Annotated in this window: 15 protein-coding genes; 9 read left to right on the top strand and 6 right to left on the bottom strand. The window is 44.4% G+C overall.

Annotated features, from left to right (window positions below; all coding sequences use genetic code 11):
• The 5 genes from AC5RDS_RS01840 (at position 1) to pncB (ending at position 5,632) form a co-directional block, all read left to right on the top strand.
• Positions 1-1,239, top strand: a complete 1,239-nt coding sequence (locus tag AC5RDS_RS01840) for a PKD-like family lipoprotein (RefSeq protein WP_118404746.1) — start codon at positions 1-3, stop codon at positions 1,237-1,239.
• Positions 1,236-1,460, top strand: coding sequence for a hypothetical protein (locus AC5RDS_RS01835; RefSeq protein WP_118404745.1), 225 nt, complete (start codon positions 1,236-1,238; stop codon positions 1,458-1,460). The genes AC5RDS_RS01840 and AC5RDS_RS01835 overlap by 4 nt, the downstream gene beginning before the upstream one ends.
• Before the next feature lie 21 nt (positions 1,461-1,481).
• Complete coding sequence (locus tag AC5RDS_RS01830; RefSeq protein ID WP_195329082.1) at positions 1,482-3,344, top strand: thioredoxin fold domain-containing protein; 1,863 nt, start codon at positions 1,482-1,484, stop codon at positions 3,342-3,344.
• A gap of 258 nt (positions 3,345-3,602) precedes the next feature.
• Positions 3,603-4,304 (top strand): NUDIX hydrolase, encoded by a 702-nt coding sequence (locus AC5RDS_RS01825; RefSeq protein ID WP_013611385.1) that lies wholly within the window; start codon positions 3,603-3,605, stop codon positions 4,302-4,304.
• A gap of 170 nt (positions 4,305-4,474) precedes the next feature.
• On the top strand, positions 4,475-5,632 hold the full coding sequence (gene pncB, locus AC5RDS_RS01820) for a nicotinate phosphoribosyltransferase (protein WP_013611384.1): 1,158 nt from the start codon (positions 4,475-4,477) through the stop codon (positions 5,630-5,632).
• Between the two features lie 110 nt (positions 5,633-5,742).
• Here pncB and AC5RDS_RS01815 read toward each other — a convergent pair whose 3' ends face one another.
• On the bottom strand, positions 5,743-6,510 hold the full coding sequence (locus AC5RDS_RS01815) for a tetratricopeptide repeat protein (protein WP_118103380.1): 768 nt from the start codon (positions 6,508-6,510) through the stop codon (positions 5,743-5,745).
• Between the two features lie 464 nt (positions 6,511-6,974).
• Between AC5RDS_RS01815 and AC5RDS_RS01810 the strand changes: the two genes are divergently transcribed.
• The 3 genes from AC5RDS_RS01810 to AC5RDS_RS01800 are packed head-to-tail and all read left to right on the top strand — an operon-like array spanning position 6,975 to position 8,665.
• Positions 6,975-8,042, top strand: a complete 1,068-nt coding sequence (locus AC5RDS_RS01810) for a spermine/spermidine synthase domain-containing protein (protein WP_013611382.1) — start codon at positions 6,975-6,977, stop codon at positions 8,040-8,042.
• Positions 8,043-8,077: 35 nt separating this feature from the next.
• A complete protein-coding gene (locus AC5RDS_RS01805; protein ID WP_013611381.1) occupies positions 8,078-8,284 on the top strand; it encodes a hypothetical protein in 207 nt (68 codons plus the stop codon).
• A 36-nt stretch (positions 8,285-8,320) separates the two neighbouring features.
• Positions 8,321-8,665 carry a TIGR04076 family protein gene (locus AC5RDS_RS01800; protein ID WP_013611380.1) on the top strand — a complete coding sequence of 115 codons (345 nt, stop codon included), beginning with the start codon at positions 8,321-8,323 and terminating at the stop codon, positions 8,663-8,665.
• A 143-nt stretch (positions 8,666-8,808) separates the two neighbouring features.
• Here AC5RDS_RS01800 and AC5RDS_RS01795 read toward each other — a convergent pair whose 3' ends face one another.
• The 3 genes from AC5RDS_RS01795 to AC5RDS_RS01785 all read right to left on the bottom strand — a co-directional run bounded on the left by AC5RDS_RS01795 (position 8,809) and on the right by AC5RDS_RS01785 (position 12,530).
• Entirely contained in the window at positions 8,809-9,792 is a 984-nt protein-coding gene (locus AC5RDS_RS01795) for an alpha/beta hydrolase (RefSeq protein WP_013611379.1), read from the bottom strand.
• Between the two features lie 157 nt (positions 9,793-9,949).
• On the bottom strand, positions 9,950-11,566 hold the full coding sequence (gene hcp, locus AC5RDS_RS01790; protein ID WP_013611378.1) for a hydroxylamine reductase: 1,617 nt from the start codon (positions 11,564-11,566) through the stop codon (positions 9,950-9,952).
• A gap of 49 nt (positions 11,567-11,615) precedes the next feature.
• A complete protein-coding gene (locus AC5RDS_RS01785; protein ID WP_118106994.1) occupies positions 11,616-12,530 on the bottom strand; it encodes an ATP-binding protein in 915 nt (304 codons plus the stop codon).
• Between the two features lie 286 nt (positions 12,531-12,816).
• Between AC5RDS_RS01785 and AC5RDS_RS01780 the strand changes: the two genes are divergently transcribed.
• Entirely contained in the window at positions 12,817-13,446 is a 630-nt protein-coding gene (locus AC5RDS_RS01780) for a Crp/Fnr family transcriptional regulator (RefSeq protein WP_013611375.1), read from the top strand.
• A gap of 71 nt (positions 13,447-13,517) precedes the next feature.
• Here the strand turns inward: AC5RDS_RS01780 and AC5RDS_RS01775 are convergent, their stop codons facing one another.
• Both AC5RDS_RS01775 and AC5RDS_RS01770 read right to left on the bottom strand, forming a co-directional pair.
• Positions 13,518-14,087, bottom strand: coding sequence for a Crp/Fnr family transcriptional regulator (locus tag AC5RDS_RS01775; protein ID WP_022159976.1), 570 nt, complete (start codon positions 14,085-14,087; stop codon positions 13,518-13,520).
• A 117-nt stretch (positions 14,088-14,204) separates the two neighbouring features.
• Positions 14,205-15,557 carry an MATE family efflux transporter gene (locus tag AC5RDS_RS01770; protein WP_046403466.1) on the bottom strand — a complete coding sequence of 451 codons (1,353 nt, stop codon included), beginning with the start codon at positions 15,555-15,557 and terminating at the stop codon, positions 14,205-14,207.
• Positions 15,558-15,750: the final 193 nt, after the last annotated feature.

Here is a 15,750-nt window from a genome sequence, read left to right as displayed (position 1 = left end):
ATGAATAAGATATATATATTGTTACTGGCATTACTGGTAATGGCCGGTTGCTATAAGGATAAAGGAAATTATGATTATAAAACAATGTATGCAATTGAAATTGATGGGATCGATGAAAATAAAAAATATGAACTCTGGTTTGGAGAACCTTTTACGATGCCGGAACCGATTATTCGTTTTACCGATAGTACACAGGCACATGATGATCTGTCCTATCAATGGAAGCTGGATACGTTTGTGGTTTCTACTGAAAAATGTCTGAATGTTACTTTTGGGATAGAACCCCAAGGGTGGAATGATATTTTCGGTGCTTTTATCGTTAAAGACGAACGTACGGGAATCTCATATAGTCAGCGTTTTCGGGTGACTTTGCTAAGTAATTTTACGAATGGTTGGATGTGGATGACTGAAAATCAAGGAAAAGCGGAGTTGAACATGTTGGCGAGCAGTAAAAAGTTTTTTCAGAATGTTTATACGGCAGTTAATAACAGGGAATTGGGGCCTAAAGCTTATGGAGTGGTAGAACATTTTGATGCCGGTTTGAATGCAAACGGTGTATTGATGATGGCCGGAGGGCCGGGATCGGACGGACCGGTAGAATTAGACTGGAGTAACCTTCGGAAAGAGGTGTGGACCGGAGAGGAATTTGTCGGCGGAAGCTTGCCGGAAGATTTGCAAGAAATTAAGGCAGCTTGTTTTATAAAGAATTATTCCTGTTTGGTTTCCGGGTCCGGGAAATTGTATGTCCGTTATTCTCCCGGAGGGTATTTGTACCAGGACCGGTATCCGGATTTTCCTTTCTACGGGGATTATAAGCTCTCTTCTGTGGTGGGGTATAGTTTCCCTCCTGATTATAATGTCGCTTTATTTTATGAAGAAAATGAAGGAAGATATTTGTTTTTGGATAACGGAGAGTTACGGGGATTAGATCAGGTGGAGGATGCGGGACAAAAATTCAGCCTGGTTGATCCTGATAAAGAGTTGATCTATCTGGCTCCGGCTTCTCAGCAGCAGGGGAAGAGTTTGTTTTATGCCGTTTTGCGGGATAAGTCGGATGGAAAATATTATACTCAGCGTTTTCAATTCGGGATCGTGGGAGGACAACCGACATTGACAACAATTGCACAGGATGTATTTCCGGCAGTTGTGAATGAAAAGACCCGTTTTGCAGTGGGATATACAACGAAGGAGGCTTATTATTCTCAGGGAGCACAAATTTTCCGGTATAATTTGAATTGAACGATACTCCGGTAGCTGTAGCCGATTTTAAAACAGGAACAATAACAGCTTTTACCCTTGATTCTTATGGAGAACAGTTCGGTGTGTGTGTACAAAATGGAAATACTCATGACTTCTATTGGACGAGTACGGATGGACAGGAGTTCGAGCATGTGAAACAAATTCCCGGAGAAGTCAAAGGTTTGATATATAAATCGGGTGGTTCTTGGAAGTATGAATAATATCTAATGGAATAAAATTTGATGAGAAGATTAGTTGTTTTATTTTGTCTGTTCTTGTTGTGTATACAGGAAATATATGCACAACAGCAGGTGTCTGATGAGCTGCGTGCTTATAATGATTATCTATTGAGTTTATCCTGCTATAAAGCTTCGGGTGAGTTGAATATGGCTATCGGTGAGAAGTTTATGGAGGGAGATATTGCCGGAGTACGCCGGCTGTCGGCAGAGAGAGAAAAGTTATTGATGCAATCCATTGATAGTGTATTGGCTTTCCGTGCAGATGCCAAAAAAAGTGAAGCGGCGGCACAGTTGGTTACCCGGTTGGTATTTAATCTGGGATTTGAAAATACCGGAAAAGTATTGAATCGGTTTGAACCGGGATTCGATCCTTTGTGTTTACAGGAAGTGAGACAAAGTTTAGAGAAGGAGAGTAAAGTGCGTCCGGGAATGCCTGCTGCCGATTTTAAGGTGTTCGACCGGGAGGGAAAAGAGTATACCTTGGCTAGCTTTAAGGGAAAATATATTTTTCTGGAATTCAGTGCATCCTGGTGTAGTTGGTGTAAGAAGGAAATTCCTTCCATCCGGCAGGCTTATGAACGGTTTAAAGATAGTGTGGTGTTTATCACCATTCATTTAGATGATAACCGGGATAAATGGTTGAAGGACCTGGAAACTCATGCTGTGCCCTGGTATTGCCTGACAGATCTGAAAGCCTGGAAGAGTCCGGTGGCTAAGGCATATAATATTGCCGGAGTGCCTGATTGTTTTATCATTGGTAAAGACGGTTTGATCAAGGCGAAGGAGTTGCGCCGGGAAGAGATTACGCAACAGTTGGAAAAGTTATTGGCTGCCGGCAAAGGAATTCAATTCAGGACCGGTAGTTTTCAGGATGCTTTACAAGAGGCTGAAGCGACGGGTAAACTGATCTTTTTGGATGGTTATACTTCGTGGTGTGCTCCTTGTAAAATGATGAATACTACTGTCTTCACCGATCCGGAAGTGGGGCACTTCTTTAACGAGCATTTTATCAATGTTAAATTTGATATGGAAAAGGGCGAGGGACGGGAGTTATTGAAGCGTTATGGGATGCAGGTATTTCCAACTTATTTATTGCTGGATGCAGCAGGGAACGAGGTACACCGGGTCGTTGGCGGACATGATGCCGGTGAATTTATCCGGCTGATCCGGGAAGGAATGGATCCGGAAAATTCGATTGCAGGGATGCAGAAACGTTATGAAACAGGTGACCGGGAGGCTGATTTCCTTCGCCGGTATATTACGACTTTGGGGGGGGGATATCGGTTTGATAAAATTCCGGCCGTATTGGATGAGCTTTGCCGGAAAAATGGAGAGACGGTTAACGAAGAGGACTGGCAGCTGATTCGGCGTTACCTGTCGGATCCTTCGTCGTATACATTCCATTTTGTCGCAAAACACCGGGAATTATTTACTGCCTATATTGCTCCGGAGGAACTGGAAGCATGGATTCAGAAAGTACTTTACGTTCCGGTATTCAATACTGTCAATAGTCTTGTATTTGATGAGAAAGAATATGATGCCGGACGTTTTAAGACTCTGAGGAAGGATATCAAAATTGTTCGGCCGGAACGGAAAAGTTATTTGTTGTCCATATTGGATTATTACGATGCATTTCGGATGGATAAAATGGATAAAGTACTTTCTATTTTTAAAAAACAATTTATGTCCCTTCCTGCTTCGGACCGTTGGGGATTGACGATGCAATTAAATGCGATGTTGTGTGCAAAAGGAAATAAAGCTCAGTGTGAAGAAGGATTACATATATTCCGTCAGCTTTTTAATCCGGTTGATCCTATACTGAAAAATTTTGAAAATGCTTTGAATAAACGGATCGGTTCGTTATAGATCAAGGAAATGTGGCGATTGTGTGGAGCTCCCACACAATCGCTCCCGTTCCTGGAGCGCTGTATTATACTTTTGAATACAATCTTATCGGCTATTCGGGCTTCTTACCTTTGTATCCCGGCCGGGCACTGAGTTGAGTCCTGGTAAACTCAGAAAGAAAACTTATAGGTTAGCTGGAAACATTTTTTTGTTGAACCTTAGGACTGGTTTTGTGTTGTTGTTTTTATTTCTTTCATTTGTGATATAAAAGGCAGATGCATGATGGAAAACCAGTATTGTTATAAATATCCCCGTCCCGCGTTGACGACCGATCAGGTTATCTTTGGATTCGGCGAGGGGGAGTTGAGGGTATTATTGATCCGGAGAGGGAACGAACCGTTTAAAGGGAAATGGGCTTTGCCGGGAGGTTTTATGGATATGGATGAAGATGCAGAAACCTGTGCCCGCAGGGAGTTGGAAGAAGAAACCGGATTGAAAGTAGTGAATTTCGAACAATTATATGCTTTTTCGGATGTCGATCGTGATCCTCGTTATCGCGTTGTCAGTATCGCTTATTATGCTTTGGTCAGATGGGAGGATTGTAAAGTGAAGGCAGGGGACGATGCCGATAGGGCCCAATGGTTTCCTTTGTCCGGAATACCGCCCCTGGCATTCGATCATCGACGAATTCTGCAAATGGCTGCCGACCGATTAAAGTTAAAAGCCCGGTATCGGCCGATCGGGATCGATCTGTTGCCCCCTGAATTTAAGATGGCCGATCTTCGGCATTTATACGAATCGGTTTTACAGTGTACACTCGACCGGGATAATTTTCGTAGAAAGATGGTAGGGACCGGATTATTGGTCGATGCAGAACAGGAAAATCGGGCGAAGAACGGTAGGAAGGTCAGGTATTATCGCTTTGATCGGGTAAAATATCGGTATTTTACGGAAAAGGGTTTTTATTTAAAATGGGAATAATGAAGATTACCCGGATTCAGGCGGAAGCTGGGGGTATGGAAGCCTAAGGTCGACGGACAAGTGGTGCCGGACTATTTAAAGGCATTATGTACATACGATCTGGCCTGAGCCTTTAGGTGCCCGTTTTACAACGACAACGGCGCTGAGGTCGAATTTTTAATCGAAGGCATATGATAATCAAAGATTTTACAGATAACGATCTCTACAAATTTACAACGATGAATGCCATTCAGAAGAAATTTCCGGATGCCGAAGTCGTATATCGTTTTGTCAACCGGGGAGAAACCGATTTCCCGTCAGGATTTGCCGAAGCTTTACAGGCAGAAGTGGAAGAGATGCGCGGATTGACTTTGACCGACGAGGCCGAACGGTTTATGCGGCGAAAATGTTATTATTTCGATTCTGTATTTTTCGATCTCTTGAAAGGATATCGTTTCGATCCTTCAGAAGTAAGGATTCTGCAAAATGGGGGTAGCCTGGAACTCGAGATCCGTGGATTATGGTATCGTACGGTACTCTGGGAGGTCCCTTTAATGGCGATGATATCGGAACTTTATTTTCAGATGACCGGCCAGTTTGCCCGGCAGGTGGAAGAAAAAGCGATCCATAAAGCCCGTCGTTTTGCAGAGATCGGTGCAGAAATATCGGAATTCGGCACACGGCGCCGCTTTTCATTCGAGGTACAGGATCGGGTGATCGGAATATTGAAGGAGTATTCCGGCAAATACTTGAAAGGGTCCAGTAATGTATGCCTGGCGATGAAGTATAACCTTACTCCTATGGGAACTCATCCCCACGAATGGTTTATGTACCATGGGGCACATTATGGCTATCGGTCTGCCAATGCTCTGGCTTTGGCTAATTGGGTGGATGTGTATGACGGGCATTTGGGGATAGCCTTGACGGATACCTATACAACCGATAACTTTTTCAGCAGTTTCGATACGCAGTATGCTAAGCTATTCGACGGGTTGCGTTGGGATAGCGGTGATCCTTATGTATTTACCGAGAAAGCTTTGAAACATTACCGGGAGAAACGGATCGATCCGCGGACAAAGACCGTGGTCTATAGCGATGCTCTCGATCTGGAAGGGGTAGAAAATATTCGCTCCTTTGTGAACGGACGATTACATGATGTTTATGGGATCGGTACTTTCTTGTCTAATGATGTCGGAGTAAAACCGCTGAACATGGTAATCAAAATGTTCGAGTGTAAACCTCAGGGAGGAAAAGAATTTTGGCCTGTCGTAAAGCTTTCCGATGTGGAAGGTAAACATACGGGTGACCCGAAGGAAATAGCCCTTTGCCAGGGATTGTTAAGGATTTGAGCGGATAAAACGGTAATGACGGATAAACGGTCACTACACTGGAAATTGGAGGGGCGATAGATTACACTTATTCGATCGTAGCTTTTGCCGGCATCGTAAAATGCGGAATTTTAGTTTGCCGGACGATCCTGTTCGCTGGAGGTATCGCTATGCAGATGGGCCAGAAGAAGTTGGGAATGTTGTAATGAACGGATGAAATTGCAGCGTTCATATTCGTTTTCACAGAGTTCTTGTAATATTTCGATCGATTTGCGGTAACATTGCTCTGCTTTCGGATAGTTTTTTAAATGTACTTCATAAAGTTTTCCCAGGCTTCGCTGGCATTGTGCCGTTGCAGGACGATACCGGTATATATCTTCCCGGTCGAATTCGGATCGGGTATCCAGACTGGCCGAATACAGCCGTTCCGCCGAATTGAAGCGTCGCATGTCGACATATAGATTGCCTAGCCGCCATTGGGTTATTGCTACATCTTCGAGGTAAATCCACCAATAGTTTTCTGCCAGTTTCTTTTGTATTTCCAACATTCGCAGTAATATTTGTTCGGAAAGTTCCAAACGATTCGAACGGTTGTATAGGTTTACTAAAAAGTCCATAATCTTCAATTTATGACTCTGTATGATGATTCTGCGCCCTGAATATTTTTCGTAGTTCTCCAATGCCTGAAGAAATAACTTTTCAGCTGAATGGTAATCTTTATAATCATACCAGTAAATTTGAGCCAGATTAGCTTGTAATTCGGCTATTTTAGGGCGATAGACGTTGGGCCTTCGGGAGAGGTTGGATCGGTATTCGGCGATATGGTTATGGATTGTTGTGATCATTTGTTGTATTGAGTCGATTTCGGTATTTTCTTGAAATAATATTTCGGATGTCATAATTTTAAGATTTTTTAATCGATGGTTTTTACTTTTTGTCGATAAATCTATTTACGGGCTGATAGATGAGGATATGTCAAAGAACGATATAAACCGGACCCATTACGGATATTGGTTTCACTTCAAACAGTGATAAATAAATTTAACGGTAACTGGCAGTCCGGATATCCGGCGGTATCCGGACAAACAATTTGACTGCGGTGGTATTTTCGTGGCAAAGATAGTGATTATTTTTTATACAAAGAAAGTTTTTTCAATGACATTAGGCGTTAACTTGATTAGCGGGAGATTCGTATATGCTTTGTTAATCCTGTCGGAGAGATATTAAAAGTGTATATTTACAAAACATTTTCCTTTGAAGAAATACCGGAGGCACAAAAGTTGATGGAAGTTGGAAAAGTGGTGGTGAGAGTAGGAAAGAAGACTTCTGAGGAGTGAAGATTGAATTTTTAGAATAGGAGAAAATGAATATCGATTTAAGTCCGATCGACCGCCGGAAAGTAAAAAATCTGGGTGAGGTTTTGGAGATGAATAATGAGGTGCTGGGATTAATGAGCAGATATCTTACGGTATGTCCTGATTTTATCACGAAAGAACTGATAGAGGGGATCACCGGTGAGTGTGAAATTACGTTAGCAGAAGCCTATACCAGCTTGTTGGTCGCTGCTTGTGGACTGGATGTGGAAAATAATCCCCGGGATCGTTATCTGTCGACAGCTTATCTGAGGTCCGGTATCCGCCGGCTCGATCCGCAGGAATATCGGATGAATCCTTATTACCGGCAAATTCGGATTCCTGAAGCTCATTTTGGAAATTGGAAGCTGACCATTGAAAAATATAAACCCTATGAAGCGTTTGTTTGTGATGATATCCGGACCGATGAAGAGTTGAAAGAAATTCCACAGATCGGATTTTTCGATACGGAATTTTCATTCCCGGCAGTCATGGAGGACGGGCAGGAGTGGATGGCTATTAAACCGAATGAAATAGAAACCATGCGGCAACCCATAGCCAGGGCAGCGGGGCAGGTTGTTGCTTTCGGACTCGGAATGGGGTATTATGCTTTTATGGTTTCTGAAAAACCGGAAGTGAAAACGCTGACTATTGTCGAAAGGGACGAAAATGTCATCGCTCTGTTCCGGGAGCATATCCTTCCTCAATTTCCTAAAAAGGAGAAGATCGATATCGTTCGGCAAGATGCTTTTGAGTTTGCGACGAATTGCATGTCCGACGGCTATTACGACCATGCTTTTGTGGATTTATGGCACGATGTATCCGACGGATATCCTCTTTACAAGCAAATGAAAGCTTTGGAAAAAAATAGTCCGAATACCCTTTTTTCTTATTGGATCGAGGATTCTTTGCTTTCTCATCTGCGTTGGGAATTATTTCACCGGATGTCGGATCTGCTTTCAGCGACTGCACCTGCCGGAGAGCCAGTCATCCTCCGGCCGGTATATACTTACGAGCAGTTTGTCGCTTGTCTTCGCAATCCGTTTTTACGGAAGCTGGCAGGGACCGGGCTTTTATAATTGATATAGAGTGAGAAAATAAAAAGGATAGTTATATGAAAAGACGTTTGTGTCCGCAATGTAAAATACCGAATTTCTATGTGTTGAACGAGAAAAAAGAACGGCGTTTGGTGTTTGTGACAGTTGAGTTTGAGGTTATTGCCGCCAAGGAGGGGGAGAGTCTCGAAGGGTTCGACCTGACTGTGATTTATTGTTTGGGATGTTCCTGGAGCGGTTCACCTCGTCGTACGGTACGTTATTGAATATAAGATGGTTTAATAATTTGAAATCGGAATACGATGAAAAAAGTAAAGATAACGGTGTTGAAAACCACTTTGGACGAAGAGTTGGTAAAAGAGTACGGAGCAGAAGGTTTGAAGGCTTGTCCGATGTTAAAAGCCGGGCAGGTATTTTATGCCGACTATGCTAAACCCGAGGGCTTTTGCGATGAGGCCTGGAAAGCGATCTACCAATATGTTTTTGCGCTTTCGCATGGAGCGGGTGAAACATTGTTTTATTATGGCGACTGGATCAGAAAACCCGGGGTAGCTATATGTAGTTGTAATGACGGTTTGCGTCCTGTCATATTTAAACTGGAAGCGACCGAAGAGGAATCGGTTATCGACTATACGCCGGTGAGGTAAGAAGTGAGTTTACCCCTAAAGGATCGATAAGCGGTTGTGTCAACCTGGGTGGTTGGGTTTACAGATCGCTGACCGGTCGGGCCCTGCGAGGGACACTGATCCCCACAAGCCTAAAGGCATGGCTTGTGGGGGGGGGGAGGGAGCTATTCCAGGTATCTCTTGAGCATAGCAGCTGAAAAAAGGATCAGGGAACGGGTAGGAGGTAAAGTGGCGAATCCGTTGAGCATCCCCCAATCGTGGATCACGCCGTTGAAACGGATGGTGGTGACATCAACACCTGCTTCGTCGAGACGACGGCCCAGGGCTTCTCCCTGGTCTCGAAGGATATCGTTTTCTGCAACTTCGATCAAGGTGGGAGGAAGACCTTGTAACTCTTCGGTAGAGGCTTGTACAGGAGAAAGATGAGGATTCAGGCGGTCGTCTTGCTCGGTAAGATATTGGTCGAACATCCATTGCATCAAGGGAATGGTTAGGAAACGTTGCTCTCCGTAGAGATCATAGGATTCCCAGTCGAAATTCGCGTCCGTTACCGGCCACATCAGGATTTGTACCTTGATTTCAGGCCCTTTTTGCTCTTTGGCCAGCATACTGGTGACGATAGTCATATTGCCCCCGACGCTGTTGCCGACGATACCGAGGCGGTGACCGTCTACATGAATTTCATCCCCATGCTCGGCCACCCAACAGGTCGCTGCATATATTTCATCGATCGCTTGTGGAAATTTGGCTTCGGGCGAAGGCGTGTAATTGACGAACACACAGGCGTAACCGGACTCGACTACCAGATCACGGGCCAGACGTTTGTGGGTGGGGTAATCTCCTAATACCCAGCCTCCACCGTGGATGAAGATGAATACCGGTAACTTTTCCTTAGAACCTTGAGGACGGAGGATATTCAGACGGAGCATGTGATCGTCCACTGTGATTGTTTTTTCCGATTCTTCAATGCCGGAAAGGTCTGTTTTTACGCTGGCTTGTGCTGTTACCAACACCTTTCTGGCTTCCGGAACAGAGAGCGATTCCACCGGCTTGTCACCTGAATTCAATACTTTGAGATATTCTTTTGTACCGACACTAAGATGATCGTCTTTCAGATATTCGGGTGCTTTTTTTCGATTTGCTGTCATGATATAAATTTTTATTTTCCGGTTGTACGCAGAAAAGAAAACCGGAGTTTCTCCGTGACAGCCTTTTGTATTAGATGATGACAGTAACAGCGGATAAAGCGATCTGAATTTGATTTTTATCGCTTTGTCCGCTGTTACTCTTTCATTTTCCGGCGCTTTAAATTTTGCCGCTCAAACCGAATTTTTCCGTAAGGACTTTGGCGACATTCGGTGAAAGGAAAGCGGGCATGGTCGGTCCCAGATGGATATTTTTGATACCTAATGACAGTAAAGCCAGTAGTACGATAACGGCTTTTTGTTCATACCAGGCGATATTGTAAACAATAGGGAGTTCATTGATATCTTTCAGTCCGAATACTTCTTGCAGTTTCAGGGCTATGCGTACCAGTGAATAACTATCGTTACATTGTCCGGCATCCAGGACACGGGGAATGTTTCCGATGTTTCCCAAACCCAGTTTGTTGTAACGGTATTTGGCACAGCCAGCTGTGAGTATCACTGTATCGGAGGGGAGAGATTTGGCAAATTCGGTATAATATTCCCGTATTTTCATGCGTCCGTCACATCCGGCCATGACTACAAACTGACGGATAGCTCCGCTTTTTACAGCTTCGACCACCTTGTCTGCCAGTTGAATGACCTGGTGATGGGCAAAGCCACCGACAATGGTTCCTTTTTCAATTTCTACCGGAGGTTTACAGGTTTTTGCTTTTTCGATGATTTCCGAAAAATCCTTTTTCCCGTCCGCATCTGTTACGATGTGTTTACATCCGGGATATCCGGCTGAATTGGTCGTGTACATCCGGGCTGTGTAGGTGGCTGCCGGTAATGGGGGTACGATACAATTGGTCGTGAAAAGGATCGGTCCGTTAAAAGTTTCGAATTCCTCCCGTTGTTTCCACCAGGCATTTCCATAATTACCGGCGAAATGTTTGTATTTTTTGAATGCCGGATAGTAGTGGGCAGGTAACATTTCACTGTGGGTATACACGTCGATTCCGGTTCCCTCGGTTTGCCGTAACAACTCTTCCATATCTTTCAAATCGTGTCCGCTGATCAGGATTCCGGGATTAGAACGGACGCCCAGATTGACTTCGGTGATTTCAGGATTACCGTAACTTCCGGTATTGGCCTGGTCGAGTAGGGCCATGGCCTGTACGCCGAATGTCCCGGTTTGCAGGACACGGGCGGTGAGTTCTCCGACCGACAGGTTACCGATAGCGATATCGGACAAGGTACGTTGTATAAATTCGTGAAGAGCCGGATTATCGTATCCCAGGCGCATAGCATGCCCGGTATAAGCCGCCATTCCTTTGAGTCCATATACAATTAATTCTTTCAGTGAACGCAGATCTTCGTTCGGTTCGCGTAATACCCCCACTTCAGCCGCTTTATCATCATAAGCTTCCGGGGCTCCGTTCCAGGTCAATTCGTCGGCCGAAGGAAAGGTGATGCCGGCTGACGATGCCTGAGCAACCAGACGGTTGCGAAGATTGAACCCCCGATTGATCCGTTCGGTGATGCTTTTTTCGTCGAAATTAGCATTGGTAATAGTCGAAAAGAGGGCGTCGATGACAAAAGCATTGACTTGTGGATCGGGTAATATCCGGTGCGTACGTAAGGTGTGGGCTGCAATAGAAATTCCTCTGATTACAAAGAGCAGCAAATCCATGCGAGCCGAAGTTGTACTGTTTTTACCGCATACTCCGCGGACTGTACAGCCTGTCCCTTTGGCTGTCTCCTGACATTGAAAACAAAACATCGATTCTTTCATAACATTTTATTGATTTGTATACCTTTTACTTTATACGTAAAAAGTAATCTTATAGCCATATTTCTTCTAAAATTTCGCCCTGTAGGCTGATTTTGACCATCTTTAAAGGAATGTTGCGTTTTGCTTTTTGACGGGCTTTCTGGCAAAGGTGCAATAACCCACTGCAACAAGGCACTTCCATGATCATAACGGTCAGGGTGTCTATTCCTCCTTCATCGATCATCGTAATCAATTTTTCGAGATATATTTCTTGTCCATGATCCAGTTTCGGACACGCGATAGCCAGGCGTTTCCCACGAAGCCAGTTGGTATGAAAATCCCCGGCAGAATAGGCTGTACAATCCGCAGCAACCAATAGATTCGCCTTCTTCAGCCAGGGAGCGGTCGGAGACAGTAAATGTAACTGAACGGGCCACTGTTGTAATTCGCTGGGCATCGATACCGGTGAGGTGAAGGTATCCGTTTGGCTTTGCGCCGATGCCGGGATACCGATGGCTTGTTTTTGTGATTGTGGAGTGAAGGTTATATTCCGGCTTCCGGGACAACCTCCGGTGGCTGAAGTCGGCGTTGCGTGAAACAGAAAGGAATTTTGGGGTGTTGACTTGTTTGCCGGAACAGGTATAGGAAGATGATTTTCCTCCAATACGTCGATGGCTTGTTGGAGATAATCCTGCTGTCCCTGAGTTGCCAGATGACGGAGATGAGCGGAGATCACTTTTTCTCCTTTGGGGAGCAGGCGTTGCATCACTTTACGTTCGTCATAAGCTTCGGCTTCTCTCTCTTCCAGTTCTATCGCTTGCTGCGGGCATTCTCCTAAACAGGCCCCCAAACCGTCGCAATAGAGTTCGCTCACTAGAACGGCTTTGCCCTCGATCAGTTGCAGAGCCCCTTCGTGACAACCTTTTACACAAAGACCGCAACCATTACACCGGGAGTCGTCGATTTTAATTATCGTGCGTTTCATATTTGTCTGTTTTAATGTAATGACAAAAATCGGAATCTTATTACAGAAGAATTGTCACAAATGTTACAATGGAAAAAAATATGGAGGGGAATTGTGCTATATTTGGGGAGGAGAGTTGTTGAGTTGTAGAGTTGTTGAGTTGTAGAGTTGCTGAGTTGTTGAGTTACTGAGTTATAGAGTTACTGAGTTGTTGAGTTACTGAGTTATAGAGTTATGAAGTTGTTGGGTTATTGGGGGAAAAGGTGTTTGCAGGGAGAAGGATAATAAATAATAAACAAGACGGATGATGGATTATAAGAAATTGGCAGAGGCTCCGGTTTTCAGAGGGCTTTCAGAAAGGTTCCTGGAAAATTTTATCGGTCGTACTCCGAATGCTTTGCGTGAGTTTGGTATCGGTGATTTTATTGCTTTACAGGGGACGGTTTGTCAGTCGTTGTATTTGTTGTATAGTGGCCGGGTACGGACTAATATGGTGAATGAAGAGGGGAAACAGGTGACGATAGAGGAGATCGAAGCTCCCCGTTTGTTGGCTCCGGCTTTTATTTTTGCTACAGACAACCGTTTCCCGGTAAATATTACCACTTTAACAAATTGTGAAGTGCTGGTTTTGAACCGGACTGATTTTGTAGACCTGATGCATCGGGAAAAGATAGTGATGCAAAATTTTCTGCGGATCATTTCCGACCGGAGTATTTTTTTGAGCCGTAAGTTGAATGCTTTTGCCTTACAGGATTTGAAAACCCGCTTGCTGGCTTATCTTCGCGAACATGAAAATCCGCGTAGTCGACAAGAGATCGCCGATATCCTGGGAGTGGCACGTCCCTCCTTAGCCCGGGTATTGTCGGAATTGGCCGATGAAGGATATCTCCGGATCGAAAAGCGGAAAATCACTGTCGTACGGCATAAGATCGATTGACGGGGATAAGTGAGGTGAGCAGTTTGGGAAGTCTCAACAAACTAAAAGTTTCTAAACACGAAATTCCTGCTCTATAGCTTTATTTTTGCCCGAATCCGGCTCAGTGACTGCGGGGTGATCCACAGATAAGAAGCGATGTGTTTTTGCGGGACATGTTGCAATAATTCCGGGGTTTCCCGGATTAAAGTCAGGTAGCGTTCTTTAGCACGCGGACTGTCATTACTGAGTAACCAGTTTTCAGTGGTAAGCAATTGTTGCTCCATCAGACGGCGCCCGAGGTTGGCTAATCCAAGGGATGAATCGAATAACTTGGTTAAAAGATGGCGCGGAATACTGTATGCGATACTGTCATTACAGGCTTCTATAGAGATTTGGGAGATCGAATTGTCGGCATATCCCCAGATCGAAAAGGCTATTTCACCGACAGAAGCAAACCAGATAGTCGTATCGGTTCCGTCTTTCAGATAATGTCCTCTCCAGATTCCTTCTTTGATCAGGTATAAATTGCTATTGCGTTCTCCTTCAATGACAATAGCTTCTTTTTTTCTAAAACGTACTTCCTGCATTTGTTCTGTCAATGCTTTTACATCCGTTTCTGAAAGGTTATACCTTCGGCAGAATTTCTCGATAAAGACTTCCATAGTTGATCTGTTCTTTTTGCTCTGCAAAGATAGTGCTTAATTTTAGATTAAGGTAGTCGTAAGGGCGGCGGACAAGACCGAAAGTTCTCCACAGGAGTAAAGCCGATTTCGGTAAATTTAAGACTTCTGTTTCTGCTTTTCGTGCAGATAAAGGCTGCCGATCAGGAGAAGGGTGAGTACTTCTGCCAGAGGGACGGCCAGCCATATTCCTTTTACATCGAGTAATATAGGAAGCACCAGGAAGCCCACCAGCATAAATAGTATCCCGCGTAGCAGGGTGATGACGGTAGCCCGATGTGCCCGTTCGATACTTTGATAATAACCGATTCCAATCATATTGACGGCGAAAAATATAAAGCCGAAGGCAAAGTAAGGCAAACCTTTCACTGCAATCTGATAAGCTGCATATTCCGGTCCGATAAACAGAGCGACAATCTGGTGGCGGAAAAGGGCGGTGAGGGTGAAAAAACTTATTCCGCAGAGGAGTGCTGTTCTGTACATCAAACGGAGGGTTTGTTTGATCCGTGATGTATCCCGGAGACCGAAATTATAACTGAGGATCGGCTGACCCGATAACACGATTGCGTCGTATATCATAAAAATAATCGGGAAAAAATAACAAGCGATACTGAATGCTGCTACTCCGTCTTCTCCTAAATGACTGATGAATACGTAATTTCCCAGAAACATCATAAAGGCGATGGATAGTTCGGTGACAAAGGCCGATGAACCGAGCTTAACCATATAACCGATATTCCGGGCGGTAAGTTGCATACTTTTCCGGCTTAATTTGATTCGTTGCAGATGTAAAGTATGTGACCGGCGCAGCAGATAACCAACTGTCATCAGTCCCCCGATCGTTGTCCCGAGACTGGTTGCAAAGGCTGCCCCCATCAGTCCCCAGCCGAAACGGAAGATGAAAATATAATCGAGGAGGATGTTGGTTACTGCTGCTATAGCATTACACATCATGGCATAATTGGGGGAACCGTCTAAACGGATGAAGAACATCCCTGCATTCAGGATTAGATAGAATACCAGAAAAGGAATATACCAGATCATATATTCCATAACGCCGGGCAATAGGCGTTCCGAACTTCCCAGCAAGTGGGCCAAAGGTTCTAAAAACAGACAACACAGGGCGGACAGAATCAGAATGAGTAAAGAAGCGAATCCGATTGCCTGGGTGATATTGATATTCGCTACTTTTACTTTCCCCTGGGATAAGTGAATAGAAGCGACTACAGATGCGCCCATACCGAACATCAGGCCGATACCCGTCGTGATCATAAACAAAGGGGCAGTGATGTTAACGGCTGCTAAAGCATCACTACCGATTCCTTTCCCGACAAAGATACCGTCGGTGATTACAAATACTGCTGAAAATATCATTCCTAAAACTGTCGGAATCAATAATTTTCTGAACAAGGTCGAAATGTTCATGCTTCCGAAATCAATACTGTCTCTCATATTCCTCTTTTTTTGAATTTCGTCGCAAAGGTAAGGCAAACTATAGGGTAAAAAATTACCAAATGATAACTTCTCGGTTATTTTTTATGTAGAATTATTCCGGTCCTTGTTCGTCTTCGGTATTCGTGTTGGGGGACGCGGTCGCTTCTGTCGGTCGTCTGGCTTTTTCTTTCACTGACCGGAGGAACTCCTC

This window comes from Odoribacter sp. (assembly GCF_985060555.1).
The sequence above is the reverse complement of the archived record's forward strand: the minus strand, read 5'-3'. Positions and strand labels throughout refer to the sequence as shown.